This is a genomic window from Kribbella sp. NPDC104740 (assembly GCF_055583505.1).
The window spans coordinates 1,463,754-1,486,568 of record NZ_JBVJNV010000001.1; the positions used below are offsets into that span (position 1 = coordinate 1,463,754).

The 22,815-nt window shown below is 69.6% G+C and carries 19 protein-coding genes; 18 read left to right on the top strand and 1 reads right to left on the bottom strand.

What is annotated here, in order from left to right; all coding sequences use genetic code 11:
* The first annotated feature begins 33 nt into the window (after positions 1 to 33).
* From ACZ6Z4_RS06760 to ACZ6Z4_RS06795, 8 genes are all read left to right on the top strand, one after another.
* Positions 34 to 525 carry a MarR family winged helix-turn-helix transcriptional regulator gene (locus tag ACZ6Z4_RS06760; RefSeq protein WP_465558943.1) on the top strand — a complete coding sequence of 164 codons (492 nt, stop codon included), beginning with the start codon at positions 34 to 36 and terminating at the stop codon, positions 523 to 525.
* 105 nt (positions 526 to 630) lie between these two features.
* Positions 631 to 891, top strand: a complete 261-nt coding sequence (locus ACZ6Z4_RS06765; RefSeq protein ID WP_465558945.1) for a hypothetical protein — start codon at positions 631 to 633, stop codon at positions 889 to 891.
* On the top strand, positions 888 to 1,793 hold the full coding sequence (locus ACZ6Z4_RS06770; protein ID WP_465558947.1) for an FAD:protein FMN transferase: 906 nt from the start codon (positions 888 to 890) through the stop codon (positions 1,791 to 1,793). Before ACZ6Z4_RS06765 ends, ACZ6Z4_RS06770 begins: the two co-directional genes overlap by 4 nt.
* Entirely contained in the window at positions 1,793 to 2,365 is a 573-nt protein-coding gene (locus ACZ6Z4_RS06775; RefSeq protein WP_465558949.1) for a hypothetical protein, read from the top strand. The genes ACZ6Z4_RS06770 and ACZ6Z4_RS06775 overlap by 1 nt, the downstream gene beginning before the upstream one ends.
* Entirely contained in the window at positions 2,362 to 3,609 is a 1,248-nt protein-coding gene (locus tag ACZ6Z4_RS06780; RefSeq protein ID WP_465558951.1) for an NADH-ubiquinone oxidoreductase-F iron-sulfur binding region domain-containing protein, read from the top strand. Before ACZ6Z4_RS06775 ends, ACZ6Z4_RS06780 begins: the two co-directional genes overlap by 4 nt.
* Positions 3,609 to 3,812 (top strand): ferredoxin, encoded by a 204-nt coding sequence (locus ACZ6Z4_RS06785; RefSeq protein WP_363673359.1) that lies wholly within the window; start codon positions 3,609 to 3,611, stop codon positions 3,810 to 3,812. Before ACZ6Z4_RS06780 ends, ACZ6Z4_RS06785 begins: the two co-directional genes overlap by 1 nt.
* Before the next feature lie 158 nt (positions 3,813 to 3,970).
* Positions 3,971 to 8,845, top strand: coding sequence for an NAD-glutamate dehydrogenase (locus tag ACZ6Z4_RS06790; protein WP_465558954.1), 4,875 nt, complete (start codon positions 3,971 to 3,973; stop codon positions 8,843 to 8,845).
* A 587-nt stretch (positions 8,846 to 9,432) separates the two neighbouring features.
* Positions 9,433 to 10,227 carry a hypothetical protein gene (locus ACZ6Z4_RS06795; RefSeq protein ID WP_465558956.1) on the top strand — a complete coding sequence of 265 codons (795 nt, stop codon included), beginning with the start codon at positions 9,433 to 9,435 and terminating at the stop codon, positions 10,225 to 10,227.
* Positions 10,228 to 10,682: 455 nt separating this feature from the next.
* Here the strand turns inward: ACZ6Z4_RS06795 and ACZ6Z4_RS06800 are convergent, their stop codons facing one another.
* A complete protein-coding gene (locus ACZ6Z4_RS06800; RefSeq protein ID WP_465558958.1) occupies positions 10,683 to 11,420 on the bottom strand; it encodes a GntR family transcriptional regulator in 738 nt (245 codons plus the stop codon).
* Positions 11,421 to 11,559: 139 nt separating this feature from the next.
* Here ACZ6Z4_RS06800 and ACZ6Z4_RS06805 point away from each other — a divergent pair, with 139 nt between their 5' ends.
* The 10 genes from ACZ6Z4_RS06805 to ACZ6Z4_RS06850 all read left to right on the top strand — a co-directional run bounded on the left by ACZ6Z4_RS06805 (position 11,560) and on the right by ACZ6Z4_RS06850 (position 22,614).
* On the top strand, positions 11,560 to 12,585 hold the full coding sequence (locus ACZ6Z4_RS06805; RefSeq protein ID WP_465558961.1) for a Gfo/Idh/MocA family protein: 1,026 nt from the start codon (positions 11,560 to 11,562) through the stop codon (positions 12,583 to 12,585).
* Positions 12,582 to 13,754 carry a sugar phosphate isomerase/epimerase family protein gene (locus tag ACZ6Z4_RS06810; RefSeq protein WP_465558963.1) on the top strand — a complete coding sequence of 391 codons (1,173 nt, stop codon included), beginning with the start codon at positions 12,582 to 12,584 and terminating at the stop codon, positions 13,752 to 13,754. Before ACZ6Z4_RS06805 ends, ACZ6Z4_RS06810 begins: the two co-directional genes overlap by 4 nt.
* Complete coding sequence (gene iolC / locus ACZ6Z4_RS06815; RefSeq protein ID WP_465558965.1) at positions 13,754 to 14,695, top strand: 5-dehydro-2-deoxygluconokinase; 942 nt, start codon at positions 13,754 to 13,756, stop codon at positions 14,693 to 14,695. The genes ACZ6Z4_RS06810 and iolC overlap by 1 nt, the downstream gene beginning before the upstream one ends.
* 233 nt (positions 14,696 to 14,928) lie before the next feature.
* Positions 14,929 to 15,801, top strand: coding sequence for a Cgl0159 family (beta/alpha)8-fold protein (locus ACZ6Z4_RS06820; protein WP_465560603.1), 873 nt, complete (start codon positions 14,929 to 14,931; stop codon positions 15,799 to 15,801).
* 81 nt (positions 15,802 to 15,882) lie between these two features.
* Positions 15,883 to 16,770 (top strand): 5-deoxy-glucuronate isomerase, encoded by an 888-nt coding sequence (gene iolB / locus ACZ6Z4_RS06825; protein WP_465558967.1) that lies wholly within the window; start codon positions 15,883 to 15,885, stop codon positions 16,768 to 16,770.
* Between the two features lie 48 nt (positions 16,771 to 16,818).
* Positions 16,819 to 18,729: a 3D-(3,5/4)-trihydroxycyclohexane-1,2-dione acylhydrolase (decyclizing) gene (gene iolD, locus ACZ6Z4_RS06830; protein ID WP_465558969.1), complete on the top strand. Its 1,911-nt coding sequence runs from the start codon at positions 16,819 to 16,821 to the stop codon at positions 18,727 to 18,729.
* Position 18,730: 1 nt separating this feature from the next.
* Positions 18,731 to 19,624, top strand: a complete 894-nt coding sequence (locus ACZ6Z4_RS06835) for a TIM barrel protein (protein WP_465558971.1) — start codon at positions 18,731 to 18,733, stop codon at positions 19,622 to 19,624.
* A gap of 80 nt (positions 19,625 to 19,704) precedes the next feature.
* Positions 19,705 to 20,712 carry a substrate-binding domain-containing protein gene (locus tag ACZ6Z4_RS06840; RefSeq protein ID WP_465558973.1) on the top strand — a complete coding sequence of 336 codons (1,008 nt, stop codon included), beginning with the start codon at positions 19,705 to 19,707 and terminating at the stop codon, positions 20,710 to 20,712.
* 10 nt (positions 20,713 to 20,722) lie between these two features.
* Positions 20,723 to 21,769, top strand: coding sequence for an ABC transporter permease (locus ACZ6Z4_RS06845; protein ID WP_465558975.1), 1,047 nt, complete (start codon positions 20,723 to 20,725; stop codon positions 21,767 to 21,769).
* Positions 21,766 to 22,614 (top strand): ATP-binding cassette domain-containing protein, encoded by an 849-nt coding sequence (locus tag ACZ6Z4_RS06850; RefSeq protein WP_465558977.1) that lies wholly within the window; start codon positions 21,766 to 21,768, stop codon positions 22,612 to 22,614. The genes ACZ6Z4_RS06845 and ACZ6Z4_RS06850 overlap by 4 nt, the downstream gene beginning before the upstream one ends.
* Positions 22,615 to 22,815 lie beyond the last annotated feature (201 nt).

A 22,815-nucleotide genomic window follows, 5' to 3' on the forward strand; every position in this document is an offset into this window, starting at 1 on the left:
TGATGCGTCAACTGCGCCTAGTAGGATGAAGGCGTGGCGAATGAACCGTGGTTCCGGGACGACGAGCAGAAGGCGTGGCGCAGCTACCTGCTGATGTGGAAGCTGCTGGAGACGCACGTCTCGCGGCACCTGCAGCGCGAGTTCGGGCTGTCCGCGTCGGACTTCGAGATCCTGGTCAACCTGTCGGAGGCGCCGACCGGGCGGATGCGCGCGTTCGAGCTGGGCGAGGCGACCCAGTGGGAGAAGTCCCGGATGTCGCACCACCTGACCCGGATGGAGAAGCGCGGGCTGATCGCGAAGGTGGCCTGCGACGCGCGGTACCCGGAGATCGTGATCACCGAGCAGGGCATGGAGGCGATCAAGGCCTGCGCGCCGGCGCACGCCGCGCTGATCCGTGAGCTGGTCCTCGACACGCTCGGCACCGAGCGCCTGATCGAGCTCGGCGAGGCCGGTGCCGAGGTGGCGACGGCCGTCGAGAAACACCGCCAGACCACCTGCCCACCGGACGTCCGCGGCGAGTGCTGACCGCCCTTCGCTGAGAGGACCTCTCAGCGAAGTCTCAGCAGGACTTGATCGGGGCTTGAGGTTCCCTTGGTGCGCCCCTGAGCTGTTCGCCACGAAGCTGCGGGCATGGTCACCACAGGAGTCCCTCACCTCGCCCGCACCCGCTGGCTACGCCGCGCAGGTGCTGCCGCCGTAGCGACCGCCGTACTGGGTCTCGGCAGCACCGGCCTGGCGGTCGCCGTACTGACCGCACGCCAGCCGGACACCGCCGGCGATCCCCAAGCAACCAGTACGTCGAGCAGCAGCCCCAGCGACGACCAGAGCAGCAGCGGTCTCGGCCAGGCCGACCAGGACGCCCCGGCGCAAGGCGGGAGCAACGGCTCATGACCGCCACCCGTAGCTGGACCGCCTGGAGCTGCACAGTCCGCTTGACTGTCGAGGACCCAGCCGCGCTCTCCCCGGCCTGCGGAGCCCTCAAGGCGCTGATGGACCGCGTCGACAAGGCCGCCAGCCGCTTCCGCGCCGACTCCGAGCTCTCCACCGTCAACGACCGCGCCGGTGCGATGGTCCCGGTCTCCCGCCTCCTGGTCGACCTCGTCGACGTCAGCCTGGTCGCCGCCTCCCTCAGCGGCGGCGCCGTCGACCCCACTGTCGGCGCAGCGGTCATCGCGGCCGGGTACGACGACGACATCGACGCCGTCCGAGCCAAGACCGCTCCGACCGTCATCCCGCCGACGGTGCCCGGCTGGCAGCGCGTGCAGCTCAACCGCAAGCAGGCCCTGATCGGCATCCCCGAAGGCAGCAGCCTCGACCTCGGCGCCACCGCGAAAGCCTGGACCGCCGACCGCGCCGCACTGGTCCTCAGCAAGCGCCACGGCTGCGCCGTACTGGTCGAGATCGGCGGCGACCTCCGAGCCGCTGGTACGCCGACCGAGCCGTGGGTCATCGAGGTCGCCGAACGCGAAGGCGACCCAGCGGTCAAGGTCACCCTTGCCCACGGCGGCCTGACCACCTCCACCCGTACGGCGCGCACCTGGGACACCGCCACCGGTACGGCGCACCACGTGATCGACCCGCGCACCGGACGCCCGGCCGACGGCCCGTACCGGACCGCCTCGATCTGGGCGCCCACAGCTGTCCGCGCGAACACCTTCAGCACAGCGATCATCGCCACCGGCGAGGCCGCGCTCGGTCGCCTCACCCTGGCCCGCCACCCCGCCCGCCTGGTCGACGCCGACGGCGAGGTCACCGAGTTGGCCGGCTGGCCAGCAGCGAGCAGGGCCGCCTGATGACCCTCTGGTACCTGGCCCGCGCCGCAGGCGTCACCGCTCTGATCCTCTTCACCGTCGCGGCAGCACTCGGCCTGCTCGCTGCAGGCGGCCGCAAACCGGAGCAGCGCTTCTGGCTCCAGTACGTCCACCGCTCGGCCTCAGCCACCGGCCTGGTCCTCCTGCTGACCCACGTCATCGCAGTGATCGCCGACGCTCACGTGGACATCAGCACCCAGGTCCTGCTTCTCCCGTGGACCTCCGGCTACCGCCCCTTCGCCATCACCGTCGGCGTACTGGCCCTGTACGGCGTACTCCTCGCAGCCGTCGTCGGAGCAGCCCGCGGCCGCCTGGCCCGCTCCCACGCCTTCACCAAGCGCTGGCGCGCGATCCACGTCGCCGCCTCGCTCGGCTGGCTGCTGTCCATGGGCCACAGCCTCCTCGCCGGCACCGACCGCGGCACGCCGTGGATGCTCGCCCTCACCCTGGCCTGTCTCGCCGCAGTAGGAGCAGCAGCCGCAGCCCGCCTCACCAGCCGCACCGCCAGAGCTAGTACGCCGCTCAACCTCGCCAGAGCCGGGAGAACCCGATGACCACCCTCCAGGACACCGCTCACCAGGTCCGGGTGATCGGCGAAGCCCGGATGCTCGCCGGACTCGGCACCGGTCGCGCCGACCTCGCCCGCCACCTCTGGACCCACGGCGAGCAGCCGCAGCTCACCCGAGCGGACTACGCGACGCTCACCGAGGAGGTCGGCCTCAGGGGCCGCGGCGGTGCCGGCTTCCCCATAGCGTTGAAGCTCGCAGACCTCCCCGCGACCGGTGTCGAAGCAGTGGTCGTCAACGGCTCCGAGAGCGAACCGGTGAGCCGCAAGGACCGCCTCCTCCTCACCCTGGCTCCCCACCTCGTCCTCGACGGCGCCACCGGCCTGGCCCGAGCGCTGGGTGCGCCGCGCGTGGTCCTGGCCGTCCACGACGCCACCGCGGCCGCGTCGCTCCGGGCGGCGCTGGCCGAGCGCGTCACCGACGAGGCCGAGCAGCGCTACCGCAGTGACGGCGTCGACATCCAGATCGCTGACACCCCAGGCCGCTTCGTCGCGGGAGAAGCCCGCGCGGTCCTGAGCATCCTCAACGGCGGCGCAGCGGTGCCGCCGGGCCGGCGTACGCTGCCGACCCGCCAAGGCCTCGACAGCCGCCCGACGTTCCTGTCGAACGTCGAGACGTTCGCCCAGCTCGCCGTACTGGCTCGCCTCGGCTCCCGGCAGTTCGGCGCGACCGGACTCCGCAGCGAGCCCGGTACGCAGCTCCTCACGATCGCCGGCGCCGTCCAGCGTCCCGGCGTACTGGAGACGCCGACAGGCATACCACTCGACACCGTCCTCCAGTACGCCGGTGCGGAACCCGGCCCGGTTCTCCTCGGCGGCTACCACGGCCGCTGGCTCCCGCAGACCGACGGCATCACCCTCAGCCGCCCACAGGTGTCGGCGGGCATCGTCCTGGCGCTCGGCTCGACCACCTGCCCGCTCGGCGAGGTCCACCGCGTCGCCCAGTGGCTGGCGAGCCAGTCAGCTGGCCAGTGCGGCCCCTGCCTGTTCGGACTCGGCGCACTCGTCGACGACTTCGCCCGGCTCCTCGCCGGCGCCCCCGCGGGCTGGCACGACGCGCAGCGCCACCTCGGACTGGTCCCCGGCCGCGGCGCCTGCGCCCACCCCGACGGCTCCGCCCGCTTCCTGGCGTCAGCCCTGGAGGTCTTCACCGAGGACCTGCAGCACCACCTGTCCACCGGCACCTGCGGCCGCGCCGTACGAGGTGTCCTTCCCGTGCCCGGAGGTGCGTGATGAGCGACCACAAGCTCGAGATCGACTGGACCCGCTGCGACGCCCACGGCCTGTGCGCGACGCTGCTGCCCGACGACGTCACGCTCGACGAGTGGGGCTTCCCGGTCCTGCGCGGCCGCGAGATCACTCCCGGTGAGCTGACGAACGCCCGCCGCGCAGCCCTGGCCTGCCCCGCGCTGGCGCTCCGGTTGCAGCGGAGCTGAACCGCGCTCGTCCAGCTGTTAAACGTGACTCGTAAGGCACCCGAAAGGACCGTCCCGCCATCACACCAGTGACCGAAGTGGACTAATCTCTGAGGGAGGCGCACAACGGCGTGCGACCGGGCGCGAGCAGCGCCGAAAATCGCGTGGAACGGTGGGGAATGCAGAGCAAGCTGGACGTCCAGAAGGCCGATGTGCTCGCCAAGGCAGTGGCTGCGGGATCACACGGGCACGACAAGTCGGTGGACCCCGAGAAGCTGAGGAGCTTCCTGGAGCGGTACTACCGGTACGTGGCCGCCGAGGACGTGGCCGAGCGCCAGCCGCAGGACTGCCTGGGCGCGGCCAAGCACCACTACAAGTCGGCCACCTCGCGGCCGCAGGGCACGGCCAAGGTGCACGTCTTCACCCCGACGGTGGAGGAGCACGGCTGGTCGGCGAACGGCCGGACCGTGATCGAGATCGTGGTCGACGACATGCCGTTCCTGGTCGACAGCGCGGCGATGGTCGTCACCGACCGCGCTCTTGAGCTGCAGCTGCTGATCCACCCCCAGTTCGTGGTCCGCCGTGACGTCACCGGCACCCTGCTGGAGGTCCTGGACGACGCCAGCTCGCCGGACGCGCACGACCGCGTCCGGGAGAGCTGGATGCACCTCGAGGTCGAGCGGATCGCCGACCCGGCTGAGCACCGCGCGCTGGAGAAGGCGCTGCAGGGCGTCCTCAGCGACGTCCGCGAAGCGGTCGAGGACTGGCCGAAGATGCACGAGAAGGCCGTCGGCATCGCCGAGGAGCTGGCCGACCCGGCCACCAACCTGCCGGTCGGCGCGACCGAGGTCGAGGAGGCCCGCGAGCTGCTGCAGTGGCTGGCCGACGAGCACTTCACCTTCCTCGGCTACCGCGAGTACGCGTTCACCATGCGCGGTGAGCAGGGCGTTCTGCGCGGCGTACCGGGCACCGGTCTCGGCATCCTGCGGCCCGACCCGGCCCAGGGCGAGAACGCGGGGCTGCTGCCGCCGGAGGTGAGCGCCAAGGCCCGCGAGAAGAAGCTGCTGATCCTGACCAAGGCGAACTCGCGCTCCACCGTGCACCGGTCGTCGTACCTGGACTACGTCGGTCTGAAGTCGTTCGACGAGAACGGTGAGCCGGTCGCCGAGCGCCGCTTCATCGGGCTGCTGTCGTCGACGGCGTACACCGAGAGCGTCATGCAGGTCCCGGTACTGCGCCGTAAGGCGCTGGAGCTGTTCCGGCTGACCGGCTTCGACCCGAACAGCCACAGCGGCAAGGGCCTGCTCGACGTCCTGGAGACCTACCCGCGCGACGAGCTGCTGCAGGCGCCGGTCGAGGACCTGCTGCCGATCGTGCAGACCGTCCTGCACCTGCAGGAGCGGCGCGCGGTCAAGCTGTTCGTCCGGCGCGACGTCTACAACCGCTACCTGTCCTGCCTGGTCTACCTGCCGCGTGACCGCTACACCACCGCGGTCCGGCTGAAGATGCAGCAGATCCTCAAGGACGCGATCGGCGCCGACTCCGTCGACTACGCCGCGCACGTCACCGAGTCCGTGCTGGCCCGGGTGCACTTCGTGGTCCGGATGAAACACGGCCAGACCGTCGGCGAGTACGACGCCGACCTGCTGGAGCAGAAGGTCGTCGAGGCGACCCGTGCCTGGCAGGACGACTTCGCCGTCGCGCTGCACGCGCTCGGCGGCGACGGCGCCGTCACCCGCCTGAACAACCAGTACGCCGGCGCCTTCCCGGAGGCGTACAAGGAGGACTTCGACGCTCGCGTCGCGGTCCAGGACGTGACGATCCTCGACAAGCTGCCGGCCGAGAACGGCCTGGCGATGTCGCTGTACTCGCCGATCGACGAGGAGTGGGAGGGCGAGCGCCGGTTCAAGGTCTACCGGACCGGCTCGCCGCTGTCGCTGTCGCAGGTGCTGCCGCACCTGACCCACATGGGTGTCGAGGTGATCGACGAGCGCCCGTACGAGATCCGCCGGCCCGGCGGCGGTACGGCCTACATCTACGACTTCGGGCTGCGTGCGCCCGGCGAGGCCGAGGAGCGCGAGGAGCTGCGCAAGCTGTTCTCCGACACGTTCCGCGCCGTCTGGGAAGGTCGCGCCGAGTCGGACAAGCTGAACGCGCTGGTCCTGCGCGGCAACCTGAGCTGGCGGCAGGTCTCGATCCTGCGCGCGTACCAGCGCTACATCCGCCAGGGCGGTACGCCGTTCAGCCAGGACTACATCGAGAACACGTTCCTGAACCACGTCGACGTCGCGGGCCTGCTGGTCCAGCTGTTCGAGGCGTGCTTCGACCCGGCGCGCGGCGCCTTCGACGACCCGGTACGGCGCGAGACGATCTCCCAGCTGGAGAAGGAGATCGGCGCCGCGCTGGACACGGTGAAGAGCCTCGACGAGGACCGGATCCTGCGCTCGTACCTGACCGTGATCCAGGCAACGCTGCGGACCAACTACTTCCAGCCCGGGGCCGACGGCGAGCCGCGCGGCTACATCAGCTTCAAGCTGGAGCCGAAGGCGATCCCGGACCTGCCGCAGCCGCGGCCGGCGTACGAGATCTTCGTGTACTCGCCGCAGGTCGAGGGTGTGCACCTGCGCTTCGGTGCGGTCGCGCGCGGCGGTCTGCGCTGGTCGGACCGGCGCGAGGACTTCCGCACCGAGGTGCTCGGCCTGGTCAAGGCGCAGATGGTGAAGAACTCCGTGATCGTGCCGGTCGGCGCGAAGGGCGGCTTCTACGCCAAGCAGCTGCCCGACCCGGCGGTCGACCGCGATGCGTGGCTGGCCGAGGGCGTCGCGTCGTACAAGACGTTCATCTCGGGTCTGCTCGACATCACCGACAACATCGTCGCGGGCGACATCGTGCCGCCGCGCGACGTCGTCCGGTACGACGGTGACGACGCGTACCTGGTCGTCGCCGCGGACAAGGGCACCGCGACGTTCTCCGACATCGCGAACGGCGTCGCCAAGGAGTACGGCTTCTGGCTCGGCGACGCGTTCGCCTCGGGTGGCTCGGTCGGCTACGACCACAAGGCGATGGGCATCACCGCGCGCGGTGCCTGGGAGTCGGTGAAGCGGCACTTCCGCGAGATGGGCGTCGACTGCCAGAACGAGGACTTCACCGTCGTCGGCGTCGGCGACATGTCCGGTGACGTGTTCGGCAACGGGATGCTCCTGTCGGAGCACATCCGGCTGGTCGCCGCGTTCGACCACCGGCACATCTTCCTCGACCCGACCCCGGTCGCGGCCTCCTCGTTCGTGGAACGACGGCGGCTGTTCGACCTGCCGCGCTCGTCGTGGGCCGACTACGACACCGCGCTGATCTCGGCCGGCGGCGGCGTCTACCCGCGCACCGACAAGGCGATCCCGATCTCGCCGGAGGTCCGCGAGGCGCTCGGCCTGGAAGGAAATCCGGCGACGCTGACCCCGGCAGAGCTGATGCAGGCGATCGTCAAGGCGCCGGTCGACCTGTTCTGGAACGGCGGCATCGGCACGTACGTGAAGGCTGCGGGGGAGACGCACGCGGACGTCGGTGACAAGGCCAACGACGCGATCCGGATCAACGGCGCCGACCTGCGCGCCCGCTCGGTCGGCGAGGGCGGCAACCTCGGCTTCACCCAGCTCGGCCGGATCGAGTACGCCGGCGGCGGCGGCCGGATCAACACCGACTTCATCGACAACGTGGCCGGCGTGGACACCTCCGACCACGAGGTGAACATCAAGATCCTGCTCGACAAGGTGGTCGCCGACGGCGACCTGACCGATAAGCAGCGCAACGACGTGATCGCGTCGATGACCGACGAGGTCGGCGCGCTGGTCCTGAAGAGCAACTACCGGCAGAACATCGGCCTGGCCAACGCGACCTCGCAGGCCGCCGCGCTGATGCACGTCCACCAGGACTGGGTCCGCCGGCTGGAGAAGCAGGGCCTGCTGGACCGGGAGCTGGAGTTCCTGCCGAGCGTCGCCGAGTTCAAGCGCCGCAAGCTCGAGGGCCGCGGGCTCACCTCGCCCGAGCTGTCCGTCCTGATCGCGTACACCAAGATCGTGCTCGAAGCCGAACTGCTGAAGACCTCCCTGCCCGACGACGACTTCCTGTCGAACAAGCTGGTCAGCTACTTCCCGCGCGCGATCCAGGAACGCTTCGCCGAACCGATGGCCTCGCACCAGCTGCGCCGCGAGATCATCACCACCCAGGTCGTCAACGAGTTCGTCAACTCCTCCGGCATCACGGCCTTCCACCGCCTCTCCCTGGAGACCGGCGGCACCGCCGAAGACGTCGTCCGGGCGAACCTCGCGGCGTCCCGCATCTTCGCCCAGCCCGACCTGCTCGCGTTGAACGCCGACCTCGACAACGTCGTCGACGCCGACACCCAGACCAAGATGCGCCTGGAAACCCGCACTCTGGTCGAACGAGCCACCCGCTGGCTGGTCAGCAACCGCCGCCCCCCGATGGACATCGCCGAACTCATCGAGTTCTTCACCCCCGGCATCGCCAAACTCACCACCGCCCTGCCGGAAGTCCTCCGAGGCCGCGAACTGGCCCTCTTCGAACAACGCCGAGAAGCCCTAGTCACCAAGGGCGTCCCCGCCGACTTCGCGACCCGCATCGCCGTCCTCCCGCCGGCCTACGCCGGCCTGGGCATCGTAGAAACCGCCGACCGAGCCGACCTCGACATCCTCGAGGTGGCCAAGGTCCACTTCGCCCTGGGAGAACGCCTGCAACTAGGCCGCTTCCTGGAGCGAATCGTCGCCCTCCCAAGAACCGACCGCTGGCAAACCATGGCCCGAGCCGCCCTCCGAGACGACCTCCACGCCGTCCACGCCCGCCTCACCGCCCAGGTCCTCGCCACCACCGACCCCACCGCCGAACCAGAAGACCGAGTCATCTCCTGGCAAGACCAAAACGAAGCCGCCCTCTCCCGAGCCGCCACCATGCTCGAGGAGATAGTAGAGACAGAAGGCCCAGAACTAGCCCACCTCTCAGTAGGCCTCCGCCTGGTCCGAACCCTGATGGTCAACCAGGCCTAAGTCGCTGCTGCGGGGGCCGGGCCCAAAATCCCGGCCCCCAACCAGCCCGCCCGGCTCAACTCCTCGGCCCCACCCCGTCTGTCCGGGCCACACCGGGCTCATCACGTCCACGCCAACACCCCGGCCCCACCAGATCCGCCCGGGCCAACACCCCCAGGCACGACACTTCATTCAGCCCTGCCCCAACCACTCGGCGCAGACTTGCTGGGTTTCCAGCGCCGCCGCTCGACGCGCCCGTTCCATGCGCCCGCTCCGCGCGACCGGTCCATACACCTCGTCAGCAGCCGCGTCCCAACCACCCGGCACTCGCCTGCTGGCTTTCCACGCACCTATCCAACGAGCTGTCGCAGTACGCCCGCCCATCGGCTGGCACCGTCCTCGGTAAACTGCTTCGGCTGAACGGATTCCTGGGGGTCACGATGGTTCGAGCGATGGCACTGGTCTGTACGGTCACGCTGCTGTTATCCGGATGCACCTCGGACCAAAAGCCCACGGCAGCCCCTCCACTTACTAGTCCAGCGACAGCGGTAGCACCTACCAGTCCAGCCTCCGCAGCAGTAGCGGCGAGCAGCACCTTGTGTGACTTCGTGCGTCCCACGCTGACCGGCGACTGGAAATCCGAGGTCCAGTACTCGGGGCTCGCCCCGATCACCGACGCGTGCTCGCTGACCAGCTCCACCGACCCGAAGAACCGCTTCCGGATCTCGGTCTCCGTACTCCCGGTCTCCGCGCAGGACTTCGCCGACTTCCGCAAGAGCCAGGTCAGCCAACTGAAGAGAGACCGGTACGCCGTCGGTGCCGTCGACGCAGGCATCGGCCAGGCCTCGTGGTCGGTGAACCCCGCCATCGAGGGCCCGTGGATCGTCGTCCGCAGCCACGGACGCCTGCTGCGCGTCACCCAGGAGTCCTGGGGCAAGGGTCAACTCGAAGCGATCAAAGCTGTCGCCACCACGATCGACACTCTCCCCGGTGGCCTCCCGCCGTCGCAGCCGGTCCGCGGACGTCCCGAGTGCGCCCGGGCGACCGCGGCGGCCGGGAAGTTCCTCGGCGCAGAGATCGCCGCCCGCCACGACACCATCGACGACGGCTACGTCTCGTGCCACTGGGGCACTCCCAGCGGCGGAATCCAAACCGTCGCCGGCAGTTCAGCCTCCGAAGCAGCCACCGATTTCAGGCTCGCCAAGGCCACCAGCACGAACCAGGACACCCCCGCCCGACGAGTCAACGTAGGCCAAGAAGCCTGGCAGATCGGCAGCGAATACCTGGTCTTCCGCACCAAATCCAACCACTACGTCACCATCGCCGCCGCCTCGCAGACCACCACACCACCCCAATCCCTCGTAGCCCTGGGCCAGGCAGTCCTCCCCATCTACGACCGATAAGACCACCTCCACCCCACCCACCCACCCCGCCAGCCGGTGACAGACGGCGCGAACCCACACCCCGACAGCAAGCAGGCCGTCCGCACCGCAGCCACCCAGCAGCGCGGCGCCGAGAATGTGCGGAGGTGAGACGAGTCGGGCGGCAGTACGGACCTCGCGGTTCAGGGCGATCAGGTCGGTGCTGAGCGCGCCGCGTGGTCGAGCTCAACCATCGTCACCGGGCACGCCGGGCAGGTGTCGCTCGGGCACAAGTTCTTCCTGACCATCGGGCACACTGCGCATGTGGGTGGAGCCGGGGCCGGGCCGCCTCGGGCTGTGAGGATATGCGGGTGGAGCTGGGTGGCGCTGAGGGTGTGTGCAGGCGGCGCCGAGGTCGGCAGCGTGGCGCCCGACGATGAGGCGTGCGGGCCCGGTGCCGAGTAGTGCGGCGCCGAGGGTGAGCGGCTCGCCTGGGGTCATCGGTCGGAGACGATCACTTCTACGGAGTACTGGTCGGCTCGGTAGCAGTGGTCGCCGAACTCCACCGCGGAGCCGTCCGCGTCGTAGGCGCTTCGGGTCATCGTTACGAGGGGCTCGGCCTTCGACATGTGCAGGGTTCGGCGTTCCTCGGCGGAGGCGTTGCGGGCGCCGATGCGTTGGCGGGCGACCGTGGGGCGGATGCCGCGGGCGCGCAGGACGGCGTACAGGCCTTCGGTGGTGAGTTGTTCCTGGGTCAGGTCGTCCATTGCTGGGGGCAACCAGTTGCGCATGATCGCGAGGGGGACGTCGCCGGCGTAGCGGAGGCGGACGATGGCTACCAGGGGAGTGCCTGAGGGCAGGCCGAGGGCTGCGGCGGCTCGGTCGTCGTGGGCTGCGCAGTTGAGGGAGAGGACCTCGGTGCGGGGCGTGCGGCCTTCGCGTTCCAGGTCGTCGTACAGGCTGGTGAGTTCGGCCTTGCGGTGGACCATCTGGTTGGCGACGGTCGTGCCGATGCCGCGGCGCCGGACCAGGAGGCCCTTGTTGACCAGCTCCGAGATCGCGCGGCGCACGGTGGGACGGGACAGGTTGAGGCGGTCCGACATGGCGATCTCGTTCTCGAACGGGTCGCCTGGGCGCAGGGTGCCGTCGGTGATGGCAGCCGTCAGCTGCTCGGCCAGCTGGTGGTACAGCGGTACCGGGCTGGTCCGATCGATCTGAATCGGCAGGGCGGCCATCTGCGGATGGTACAGCAGGCAGGTAGGTATGTCCCGACGTGAGAATGTGCTTACAAACTCTTGACTCCGTTGGGTCGGGCCGGAAAGCTTGGCTCGGCAACCGGCGCCGTGCTGAGGCACTGACGCGCGGTCGGGGCAGGTGACGACGAGAGGGCGGCCGCGGATGCGGATCGGGTTGGTCGGGGTCGGACGGATCGGCGCATTCCACGCCGCGACGCTGAAGGGTTTGCCGGCCGTCGAGCAGGTGGTGGTGGCCGACGTCGACACGAACCGCGCGGAGCTGACCGCGAAGGATCTCGGGGCCGAGTTCGCCCCCGACGTCCCCAGCTTGCTGAAGAGCGGCATCGACGGCCTGGTGATCGCCGCCGCGACCTCCGCGCACGCCGAGCTGATCGAAGCCGCCGTCGCCGCGGGTATCGCCACGTTCTGCGAGAAGCCAGTCGCACTCGATCTCGCCGAGACCCAGCGCGTCGTCGAACTGGTCGAGGGCTCGGAAGTCCCGGTGCACATCGGCTTCCAGCGCCGCTTCGACGCCGGCTACCAGGCAGCGGCCGAGCAGGTGCGGTCCGGCGAGCTCGGGTTCATCCACCACATCCGTGCGAACACCAATGACGCCTTCCCGCCGCCCGCCGGCTACATCCCGACCAGCGGCGGCTTCTTCCGTGACTGCACGGTCCACGACTTCGACATCATCCGGTACGTCACCGGCCGCGAGGTGGTCAGCGTCTACGCGACCGGCGCCAACCGCGGCGAGACCTTCTTCGGCGAGTACGGCGACGTCGACGCTGCCGCCGCGCTGCTCACGCTCGACGACAGCACCTTCGCGGCGGTCAGCGGCACCCGCTACAACGCGGCCGGTCATGACGTCCGCATGGAGCTGCTCGGGAGCCTGGGCTCGATCTCGGTCGGCCTCGACGAGCACACCGCGCTGCGCTCGGTCGAAGCCGGTGTGACCTTCCCCGGCGGTGACCCGCACGCCACGTTCATGGATCGCTTCCGCCCGGCGTACGTCGCCGAGCTGACCGCGTTCACCGAAGTCGTCGCCGGTACCCGCGACGTCCCCTGCACCGTTCGCGATGCCCTGCAGGCGTTCCGGATCGCCGACGCCTGCGAACTGTCCCGTTCTGAGAACCGCGTTGTCCTTCTGGAGGAGATCGGCCGATGAGTGACGTAGCTGCCCGGATCGCGGGTGCCCCGATTTCGTGGGGTGTCTGCGAGGTACCCGGCTGGGGCTGGCAGTACGACCCGGAGACGGTGCTGGCCGAGATGCGTGACGTCGGGATCGCGGCGACCGAGTTCGGACCGGACGGATTCCTGCCCGAGGACCCGGCCGAGAAGGCGAAGACGCTCGCCGACGTCGGTCTGCGCGCGGTCGGCGGCTTCGTGCCGGTGATCCTGCACGACCCCGCCCACGATCCGGCTCCCGAGGTCGCGCGGGCGCTCGAAGGGTTCGTCGCTGCCGGGGCGTCGACGCTGGTGATCGCGGCGGCGACCGGGCAGGACGGGTACGACGACCGCCCGGTGCTCGACGACGCCGGCTGGGCGACGCTGCTCGCCAACCTGGACCGGCTCACCGAGGTCGCCGCGGCGCAGGGAGTCCTCGCCACGATCCACCCGCACGTCGGCACGATGGTCGAGAACGCGGACGACGTACGCCGGGTGCTCGCGGGGTCGGCGATCGGGCTGACGCTGGACACCGGTCACCTGATGATCGGTGGGGTCGACCCGGTCGCGCTGACGCTGGAGCACACCGGCCGGATCAAGCACACGCACTTGAAGGACGTCGACGCCGCCTGGGCCGCGAAGGTCCAGTCTGGTGAGGTGAGCTACACCGACGCAGTCCGCGAGGGGATGTACCGGCCGCTGGGCCAGGGTGATGTCGACCTGGCCGCGATCGTCGGTGCGCTCGAGTCGGCGGGCTACCAGGGCTGGTACGTGCTGGAGCAGGACACGATCCTCCAGGCGCGCCCGACCGACGAAGGCCCCGTGGTGGATGTTCGCGCGAGCATCACTCACCTCCTCGACCTCGCACCCACGAGAACAAGCGGAGTTGGCGCAGTGGGCGGGGCCAAGGCGGGTGGGGAAGCACCGGCGGCGGAGGCAGGCGAGGGCGGCCGGGCAGGTGTGGGAGCGGCGGCGGAGGCAGGCGAGGGAGTGGCGGCGGAGGCACGCGCGGGCGGCCCGGTAGGCGAGGGAGCGTTGGCGGGGGTGGCGGGCGAAGGCGTTCCGGCAGCGGAGCGAGCGCCTGTAGCGGAGGCAGGTGCGGGAGCCCCTGTGGCTGAGGCGGGCAAGGGCGTCCCTGCGGCTGGTGCGGTCGGGGGTGGGGTGGGCTGATGGTGGACGACGTGCTGACGATCGGGCGGATCGGCGTTGACCTCTATCCGTTGCAGACCGGGACTCATCTCGAGGACGTGGAGAGTTTCGGGAAGTTTCTCGGCGGGAGCGCGACAAATGTCGCGGTCGCCGCGGCGAAGCACGGGCGGAAGGCCGCGGTGATCAGCCGGACCGGGAACGACCCGTTCGGGACGTTCATCCACCGGGCGCTCGGGGAGCTCAACGTCGACGACCGGTTCGTCACCGGCGTCGAGGGGCTGCCGACGCCGATCACGTTCTGCGAGATCTTCCCGCCGGACAACTTCCCGCTGTACTTCTACCGGTTCCCGAAGGCGCCGGACCTGGTGATCAACCCCGACGAGCTCGACCTGCAGGCGATCAAGGACGCGAAGATCTACTGGTCGACCGTCACCGGGCTGTCCGCCGAGCCGAGCCGCTCGGCGCACTTCGCCGCCTGGGAGGCGCGCGAACGCCGGGCGATCACCGTGCTCGACCTGGACTACCGGCCGATGTTCTGGGCGGACCCGAGCGAGGCGCACGCGCAGGTGAGCAAGGCGCTCGACCACTGCACGGTTGCCGTGGGCAACCGGGAGGAGTGTGAGGTCGCGGTCGGGGAAACCGATCCCGACAAGGCGGCGCAGGCGCTGCTCGACCGCGGGCTGGACCTGGCCGTCGTGAAGCAGGGCCCGAAGGGCACGCTGGCGCGGACCCGGGACGAGCGGGTGGAGGTGCCGCCGTTCCCGGTCGAGGTGGTCAACGGGCTCGGCGCCGGAGACGGCTTCGGTGGGGCGCTGTGTCATGGTCTCCTCGCAGGGTGGCCTTTGGAGCGGATCATCCGGTTCGCAAACATCGCGGGGGCTGTCGTGGCGTCGCGGTTGGAGTGCTCGACGGCGATGCCCACGGAGGCGGAGGTCCTCGCACTGATGGGTGAAGACGCATGAGCACCGAACAGTCCGTAGAGAGCAGCTCTGCTGCCGGCGCGACGGCGCCCCAGGACAGCCCAGGCGTGGCTGCAGGTGCGACAGCGCCTCAGGACAGCCCACGCGTGGCTGCAGGTGCGACGGCGCCGCAGGAAAACCCACGTGCGGCTGCAGGTGCGACGGCTCCCGAGGACGGCCCACGTGTGGCTGCCGGTGGTCGCGCGCGGCGGATCGAGTGGGGAGCTGGGCAGGGCGTGGATCTGACCGAGTTGCGGGTTCGGCATCCGGAGCGGGTGGCGGAGGCTTGGCAGCAGCGGCGGCAGCGGGAGCTGGTCGGGGAGGACGGACGGCTGCTGATCGTCGCCGCGGATCACCCGGCGCGAGGCGCACTCGGTGTCCGCGATGACCGGATGGCGATGGCGAGTCGGCCGGGGCTGATCGAGCGGCTCTGTACGGCGCTGCAGCGACCTGGGGTCGACGGCGTACTGGCCACTCCGGACGTGCTGGAGGACCTGCTGCTGCTCGGCGCGCTGGAGGGCAAGGTCGTCGTCGGGTCGATGAACCGGGGTGGGTTGCAAGGCTCCTCCTTCGAGTTGGACGACCGGTTCACGGCGTACCGGTCGGCGGACGACATCGCTTCGCGCCGGCTCGACGGCGGGAAGATGCTGACCCGGATCTGCCTCGACGACCCGGGCACGGTGGCGACGCTGGAGAGCAGCGCGCAGGCCGTCACCGAGCTGGCCGAGCGCAAGCTGATGGCGATGGTCGAGCCGTTCTGGTCGACGCGGACCGACGGCCGGGTCAGCAACCTGCTGGACCCCGACTCGGTGATCCGGTCGATCCACATCGCGACGGGTCTCGGCGCGACCAGCGCGTACACGTGGCTCAAGCTGCCGGTGGTCGACGAGCTGGAGCGGGTGATGGAAGCCACCACGCTGCCGACCTTGCTGCTCGGCGGCGATCCGACTGTCGCGCCCGAGGAAACCTATGCATCCTGGGGCAAGGCGCTGAGCCTGCCGTCCGTCCGGGGACTCGTCGTCGGCCGGGCGCTGCTCTTCCCGCCGGACGGCGACGTGGCTGCCGCGGTCGACCAAGCCGCCACGCTGGTGCACGGAGGTGCCGCATGACGAACCGGCGAGCCAGTGGACATGTCGGCCGTTGCCCGAGAGCCGGAGGACTCGACCGGCTGCCGACCTGTGGAGGTACGCATGACTGAGTGGTTCAGGCCCGCCGGCTCCACCGCGCGCGACGGCTACGACCTGGTCGTTCGCCCGGGTGAGCAGGACTGGCACCACACGGGCCTGACCGTCCGGACTCTCCATCCAGGTCAGTCCGTCGAGTTCGACACCGGGGACTGCGAGTACCTCGTACTCCCGCTCAGCGGATCGGCCGAAGTGATCGTCGACGGCGAGACCGTGCCGCTCGGTGGCCGGGCGGATGTCTTCGCCGGGCCGACCGACCTGGCCTACGTCCCGCGCGGCACCACGGTCGCGGTCGTCAGCGCCGGAGGAGCCCGGATCGCCTTCCCGCACGCCAAGGCCGCGAGCGACTACCCGTTCCGCCGGATCGCTACCGAGCAGGTCGAGACCGAACTGCGCGGCGCCGGGGTCTCGTCGCGGCAGGTCCGCAACTTCGGCACGCCCGGCGTCCTGGACGCCGACTCGATCATCGCCTGCGAGGTGCTGACGCCGGCCGGGAACTGGTCGTCGTACCCGCCGCACAAGCACGACGAGCACAAGCCGGGTGAGGAGAGCGTGCTCGAGGAGATCTACTACTTCGAGCTGCAGCTGTCCGACGACGCGCCGGAAGGTGTCAAGGGCAACGACCCGATCGGCTACCAGCGGGTCTACGGGACCGACGACCGTCCGATCGACGTCCTGGCCGAGGTCCGCAACGGCGACCTCGTCCTGGTGCCGCACGGGTGGCACGGCCCGGCGATGGCTCCTCCCGGCTACGACATGTACTACCTGAACGTGATGGCCGGTCCGGGCACCGAGCGCGCCTGGCTGATCAGCGACGACCCACAGCACGGCTGGGTCCGGCAGCTGTGGGACAGCCAGCAGGTCGACCCGCGCCTCCCGTTCGGCCAGCAGTGACATGAAGCAGACAACGATCGATCCGCGGCTACCTTTCGGAGGACAGCGATGACGGTACGTCTCACGGTCGCCCAGGCGCTGGTGCGATTCCTGAGCGTCCAGTACTCGGAGCGCGACGGCGAGCAGCAGAAGCTCTTCGCCGGCTGCTTCGGCATCTTCGGGCACGGGAACGTGGCCGGGCTGGGCCAGGCGCTGCTGCAGGCCGAGCTCGAGGACCCGACGGCGCTGCCGTACATCCTGGCCCGCAACGAGCAGGCCATGGTGCACAGCGCGTCGGCGTACGCCCGGACCAAGGACCGCCTGCAGACCTACGCCTGCACGGCGAGCATCGGGCCCGGCTCGACCAACATGGTCACCGGCGCGGCCTTGGCGACGGTGAACCGGCTGCCGGTCCTGATCCTCCCCTCGGACGTCTTCGCGACCCGGGTCGCGTCGCCGGTGCTGCAGGAGCTGGAGAGCTTCTCGGCCGGTGACGTGTCGGTGAACGACGCCTTCCGCCCGGTTTCCAAGTACTTCGATCGCGTCTGGCGCCCCGAGCAGCTGCCGTCGGCGCTGCTCAACGCGATGCGTGTCCTCACCGATCCGGTCGAGACCGGCGCGGTGACGATCGCGCTGCCGCAGGACGTCCAGGCCGAGGCGTACGACTGGCCGGAGGAGCTGTTCGCCGAGCGGACCTGGTACGTCGCCAGGCCGTTGCCTGAAGCATCGATCATCGAGAAGGCGGCCGAGCTGATCCGCTCTGCCGAGCGCCCGCTGATCGTGGCCGGTGGCGGTGTTACTTACTCGCGGGCTCAGGAAGCCCTCCGCGCATTCGCCGAAGCCACCGGCATTCCGGTCGCGGAAAGCCAAGCAGGCAAGGGATCGCTGCGCTACGACCACCCGCAGTCGGTCGGTGCGGTCGGCTCGACCGGAACCACGGCAGCGAACGCGCTGGCCCGCGACGCCGACCTGGTGATCGGCATCGGGACCCGCTACGGCGACTTCACGACGGCGTCCCGGACGGCCTTCCAGGACCCGGGCGTGAAGTTCGTCAACATCAACGTGGCGCGGTTCGACGGTGGTAAGCATGCTGGTCTCCCGGTGGTGGCTGACGCGCGGGAAGCCCTTGTTTCGTTGGGATCCGCGCTCGCTGGTTGGTCCGTGCAGAGAAAGTACACGGATTCGGCGACAGCACTGGCGAAACAGTGGGACGAGGTTGTGGAGAACCACTACAACCCGCCGGCCGAGGTGACCGGGAAGCTCGCGGAAGGACTGCTCACCCAGGGCCAGGTCCTCGGTGCCGTCAACGAATTGTCGGCGGCGTCTGATGTCGTTGTCTGTGCGGCCGGTTCGATGCCCGGCGACCTGCACAAACTCTGGCGGACCCGCGACCCGAAGGGCTACCACGTTGAATACGGCTACTCCTGCATGGGATACGAGATCGCCGGCGGTCTCGGCGTCCGCCTGGCGGCCCCGGACCGCGACGTCTTCGTCCTGGTCGGCGACGGGTCGTACCTGATGATGTCCAGCGAGCTGGTCACCGCTGTCCAGGAGAACGTCAAGATCATCGTCGTCCTGGTGCAGAACCACGGCTTCGCGTCGATCGGCGCGCTCTCGGAGTCCCTGGGCTCGCAACGCTTCGGTACGGCGTACCGCAAGCGCAGCGGGGACGGGCGGCTCGACGGCGACTACCTGCCGGTCGATCTCGCGGCGAACGTGCGCAGCTTCGGCGTCGAGGTGATCGAGGTCGGCAGCCGCGACGAGCTGGAGAAGGCGATCCACACGGCGAAGGCTGCCGACGGACCGATCGCGATCCACGTCACCACCGACCCGCTGATCGGCGCGCCGGACAGCGACTCGTGGTGGGACGTCCCGGTCAGCCAGGTCTCCGACCTCGACTCGACCCGCGCGGCCGCGGCGTCGTACGAGGAGTCGAAGAAGGCACAGCGTCCGTACGTCGTCCCGGCGGAAGGGCGCTGACATGGGCAAGGTGACGATCGGCAGCGCGCCGGACTCGTGGGGCGTCTGGTTCGCCGACGACCCGCGGCAGACGCCGTGGACCCGGTTCCTCGACGAGGTCGCCGAGGCCGGGTACACCAAGATCGAGCTGGGCCCGTACGGGTACCTCCCGACCGATCCGGCCGAGCTCAAGGCGCAGCTCGACCGGCGCGGGCTCGAGGTGACCGCCGGTACGACGTTCGAGCACCTGCACCGGGAGGACTCGTTCGACTCCACCTGGCGTGACGTGGCCAGGACCGCCGAGCTGGCGGCCGCGATGGGCGCGAAGCATCTCGTCGTGATGCCGTCGATGTGGCGAGGTGACGACGGCGAGATCGTCGAGCCGCGGCTCGACCACGAAGGCCAGGCGCGGCACGGCAAGCAGGTCACCGAGCTCGGGCGCCGGGTCTTCGAGGAGTACGGGCTGAAGACGCAGTTCCACCCGCACGCGGATGGACATGTCGACACGCAGGACACCGTCGAGCGGTTCCTGGCCGAGACCGACGGCGCGCACGTGAACCTGTGCCTGGACACCGGCCACATCAGCTACTGCGGCGGCGACAACCTGGAGCTGATCCACAAGTACCCGGACCGCATCGGGTACGTCCATCTCAAGCAGGTCGACCCGGTCGTGCTCGCGCAGACCCAGGCCGAAGGGCTCGGATTCGACGCGGCCGTGGAGCGCGGCGTGATGTGCGAGCCGCCCGGCGGCGTACCGGAGATGTCACCGGTGCTGGCAGCGCTGGCCGGACTCGACATCGACCTGATCGCGATCGTCGAGCAGGACCTGTTCCCGTGCGCGCCGGACGTGCCATTGCCGATCGCGCGCCGCACGCTGACGTACCTGAACAGCCACGGGGGTGGTGCATCCGACTGACGGCCAGGAGAGTATGCACTCTCTGGTCACTAGCAACGCCGCGGCGTCACCGCGGGAAATCGGAAAGGCTGGTTGTGGTCATGGTTCGGTGGCAAAGGAAGGCCCGGCGCAGCGCTGTGGTCGTCGGCGCGGCACTGGCGCTGGTCCTCACGGCGGGGGCCTGCAGTTCCTCCGGCGGCAAGCAGGAGGAGACGAAGGCCGACGGTGGCTCGGGCAACGTGGCGACCACGCCGCGGATGAAAGTTGCCCTGATCACCCACTCCAAGGCGGGTGACACGTTCTGGGACATCGTCCGGCGCGGCGCCGAGGCGGCGGCGCAGAAGGACAACATCGAGCTGCAGTACTCCTCCGACCCCGACGGTGCCGCCCAGGCCAACCTCGTCCAGACCGCGATCGACGCGAAGGTCGACGGCATCGCGGTGACGCTGAACAAGCCCGACGCGGTGATCCCGAACGTCAAGAAGGCGGTCGCGGCCGGGATCCCGGTGACCGTCCTGAACGGCGGGCTGGACACCTGGAAGACCTCCGGCGCGATCGGCTACTTCGGCCAGGACGAGCGGATCGCCGGCGAGGCGACCGGTGACAAGCTCAAGCAGCTCGGCGCCAAGAAGGTGCTCTGCATCGTGCACGAGCAGGGCAACGTCAGCCTGGAGGCACGCTGCCAGGGCATCAAGGACAAGTTCGGCAACGTCGAGAACCTGAACGTCGACGGTGCCGACCAGCCGGGGACCCAGGCGACCATCACGTCCAAGCTGCAGCAGGACAAGTCGGTCGACTACCTGGTGGGTCTGAACGCCGGCGTCACGCTGACCGCCGTACAGGCTGCGAAGGACGCCGGGTCGTCGGCCAAGATCGGCAGCTTCGACATGAGCAAGGAGATGGCCAAGGCGGTCAAGGACGGCACCGTGCAGTTCGCCGTCGACCAGCAGCCGTACCTGCAGGGGTACCTGGCCGTCGACGCGGTCTGGCTGAGCAAGACCAACGGCAACTCGATCGGTGGTGGCGAGGCCACGCTGACCGGCCCGTCGTTCGTCGAGAAGTCCAACATCGAGGCCGTCGAGAAGTTCGCCGCGGCCGGGACCCGCTGAGGTAGCGCCGATGGCATCGACGATCGCGACCCCCGCCGACACCGACGACCGCGTCTCGGCGCGCTCGATCGGCGCCCGGCTGCTCAGCCGCCCGGAGATCGGGTCGCTGGTCGGGGCCGTGGTGATCCTGGTCTTCTTCCTGATCGCCGCGGAGCCGTTCCGGGAGATCAACAACACCGGGACGATCCTCTACCAGGCCGCGCTGATCGGGGTGATGGCCGTCCCGGTCTCGCTGCTGATGATCGGCGGCGAGTTCGACCTGTCGGCCGGTGTGGCGGTGACGACCAGCGGTCTGACCGCCGGCATCTTCGCCTACCAGTTCAGCGTCAACGTCTGGGTGGGGATGGCGGTCGCGCTCGTCTTCGCCCTGGCGATCGGCCTGTTCAACGGCTGGCTGCTGATGCGGACCGGGCTGCCGAGCTTCCTGGTCACGCTCGGGACGTTCTTCATTCTGCAGGGCCTGAACGTCGCGGTGACCCGGCTGACGTCGGGCGCCGTCGCGTCGAACTCGATCAGCGACATGGACGGGTTCGGCTCCGCGAAGGCGGTGTTCGCGTCGGAGTTCAAGCTGGGCGGGGTGACGATCAAGATCATCATCGTCTGGTGGATCGTGTTCGTGGCGATCGCGGCCTGGATGCTGCTGCGGACCAAGATCGGCAACTGGATCTTCGCCGTCGGCGGCGACGCCGCGTCGGCGCGCGCGGTCGGCGTACCGGTGAAGAAGGTGAAGATCGGGCTGTTCATGACCGTCGGGTTCTTCGCCTGGTTCACCGGGATGCAGCTGCTGTTCGTGCAGAACGGCGTCGTGCAGTCCGGTGAAGGTGTCGGCAAGGAGTTCCTCTACATCATCGCCGCGGTGGTCGGCGGCTGCCTGCTGACCGGGGGCTACGGCTCGGTGGTCGGTGGCGCGGTCGGTGCGCTGATCTTCGGGATGGTGCAGCTCGGCGTCGTGTACGCCGACTGGAACCCGGACTGGTTCAAGGCGTTCCTCGGCGCGATGCTGCTGCTGGCCACGATCGTCAACCTGGTCGTCAAGAACAAGGTGGACGCACGATGACTACGACGGAGAGCTTCGCCAGCGAGGTCGGCGCGAGCCCGAACACGCCGATCGTGCTCCTGGAGGACGTCGGCAAGAGCTACGGCAACATCCACGCGCTGCGTGGGGTGTCGCTGGCGGTTCGGCAGGGCGAGATCACCTGCGTGCTCGGCGACAACGGTGCGGGCAAGTCGACGCTGATCAAGATCATCGCCGGCCTGCACGACTACACGTCCGGGACGATGTCGGTGAACGGCGAGGCGCGGCACTTCTCCTCGCCGCGGGAGTCGCTGGACAGCGGGATCGCGACGGTCTACCAGGACCTGGCACTGGCGCCGCTGATGTCGGTCTGGCGGAACTTCTTCCTCGGCAACGAGATCACCAAGGGCCCGTTCGGGGTGCTCGACTCGGCGAAGATGAAGCGGGTCGCGCAGGAGGAGCTGACCAAGATGGGGATCTCGATCCCCAACCTGGAGCAGCCGGTCGGGAAGCTGTCCGGCGGTCAGCGGCAGTGCGTCGCGATCGCGCGGGCGATCCACTTCGGCGCGAAGGTGCTGATCCTGGACGAGCCGACGGCGGCGCTCGGCGTGAACCAGTCGGGCGTGGTGCTGAAGTACGTCGTCAAGGCGCGGGACGCGGGGATCGGGGTCGTCTTCATCACCCACAACCCGCATCACGCCTACCTGGTCGGCAACCACTTCGTCATCCTCAAGCTCGGCCGGGTGGCGCTGGACACGCACCGGTCGGAGATCACGCTGGAGCAGCTGACCACGGAGATGGCCGGCGGCTCGGAGCTGGAGGCGCTCAGCCACGAGCTGCGCGGCTTCGACCCCGAGCGGGTGGTGACGCCGGAGCAGAAGGAGTAGCTGGTACGCCGGCGGCCCGGTCGAGCGGGCCGGGCCGACCGGCGGCAGGTGGAGGCGAGCGCCAGGGGAGACCTGGTGGTCGGTGGAGGAAGCGGCGGTTGCTGGGGAGACCTGGTGGTCGGTGGAGGAAGCGGCGGTTGCTGGGGAGACCTGGTGGTCGGTGGAGGAAGCGGCGGTTGCTGGGGAGACCTGGTGGTCGGT

Excerpts from the sequence above, each read along its gene's own strand:
- ACZ6Z4_RS06765 (WP_465558945.1), top strand. The coding sequence starts at position 631 with ATGGTCACCACAGGAGTCCCTCACCTCGCCCGCACCCGCTGGCTACGC.
- ACZ6Z4_RS06770 (WP_465558947.1), top strand. The coding sequence starts at position 888 with ATGACCGCCACCCGTAGCTGGACCGCCTGGAGCTGCACAGTCCGCTTG.
- ACZ6Z4_RS06775 (WP_465558949.1), top strand. The coding sequence starts at position 1,793 with ATGACCCTCTGGTACCTGGCCCGCGCCGCAGGCGTCACCGCTCTGATC.
- ACZ6Z4_RS06780 (WP_465558951.1), top strand. The coding sequence starts at position 2,362 with ATGACCACCCTCCAGGACACCGCTCACCAGGTCCGGGTGATCGGCGAA.
- ACZ6Z4_RS06785 (WP_363673359.1), top strand. The coding sequence starts at position 3,609 with ATGAGCGACCACAAGCTCGAGATCGACTGGACCCGCTGCGACGCCCAC.
- ACZ6Z4_RS06790 (WP_465558954.1), top strand. The coding sequence starts at position 3,971 with ATGCAGAGCAAGCTGGACGTCCAGAAGGCCGATGTGCTCGCCAAGGCA.
- ACZ6Z4_RS06800 (WP_465558958.1), bottom strand. The coding sequence starts at position 11,420 with ATGGCCGCCCTGCCGATTCAGATCGATCGGACCAGCCCGGTACCGCTG.
- ACZ6Z4_RS06810 (WP_465558963.1), top strand. The coding sequence starts at position 12,582 with ATGAGTGACGTAGCTGCCCGGATCGCGGGTGCCCCGATTTCGTGGGGT.
- iolC (WP_465558965.1), top strand. The coding sequence starts at position 13,754 with ATGGTGGACGACGTGCTGACGATCGGGCGGATCGGCGTTGACCTCTAT.
- iolB (WP_465558967.1), top strand. The coding sequence starts at position 15,883 with ATGACTGAGTGGTTCAGGCCCGCCGGCTCCACCGCGCGCGACGGCTAC.
- iolD (WP_465558969.1), top strand. The coding sequence starts at position 16,819 with ATGACGGTACGTCTCACGGTCGCCCAGGCGCTGGTGCGATTCCTGAGC.
- ACZ6Z4_RS06835 (WP_465558971.1), top strand. The coding sequence starts at position 18,731 with ATGGGCAAGGTGACGATCGGCAGCGCGCCGGACTCGTGGGGCGTCTGG.
- ACZ6Z4_RS06840 (WP_465558973.1), top strand. The coding sequence starts at position 19,705 with ATGGTTCGGTGGCAAAGGAAGGCCCGGCGCAGCGCTGTGGTCGTCGGC.
- ACZ6Z4_RS06845 (WP_465558975.1), top strand. The coding sequence starts at position 20,723 with ATGGCATCGACGATCGCGACCCCCGCCGACACCGACGACCGCGTCTCG.
- ACZ6Z4_RS06850 (WP_465558977.1), top strand. The coding sequence starts at position 21,766 with ATGACTACGACGGAGAGCTTCGCCAGCGAGGTCGGCGCGAGCCCGAAC.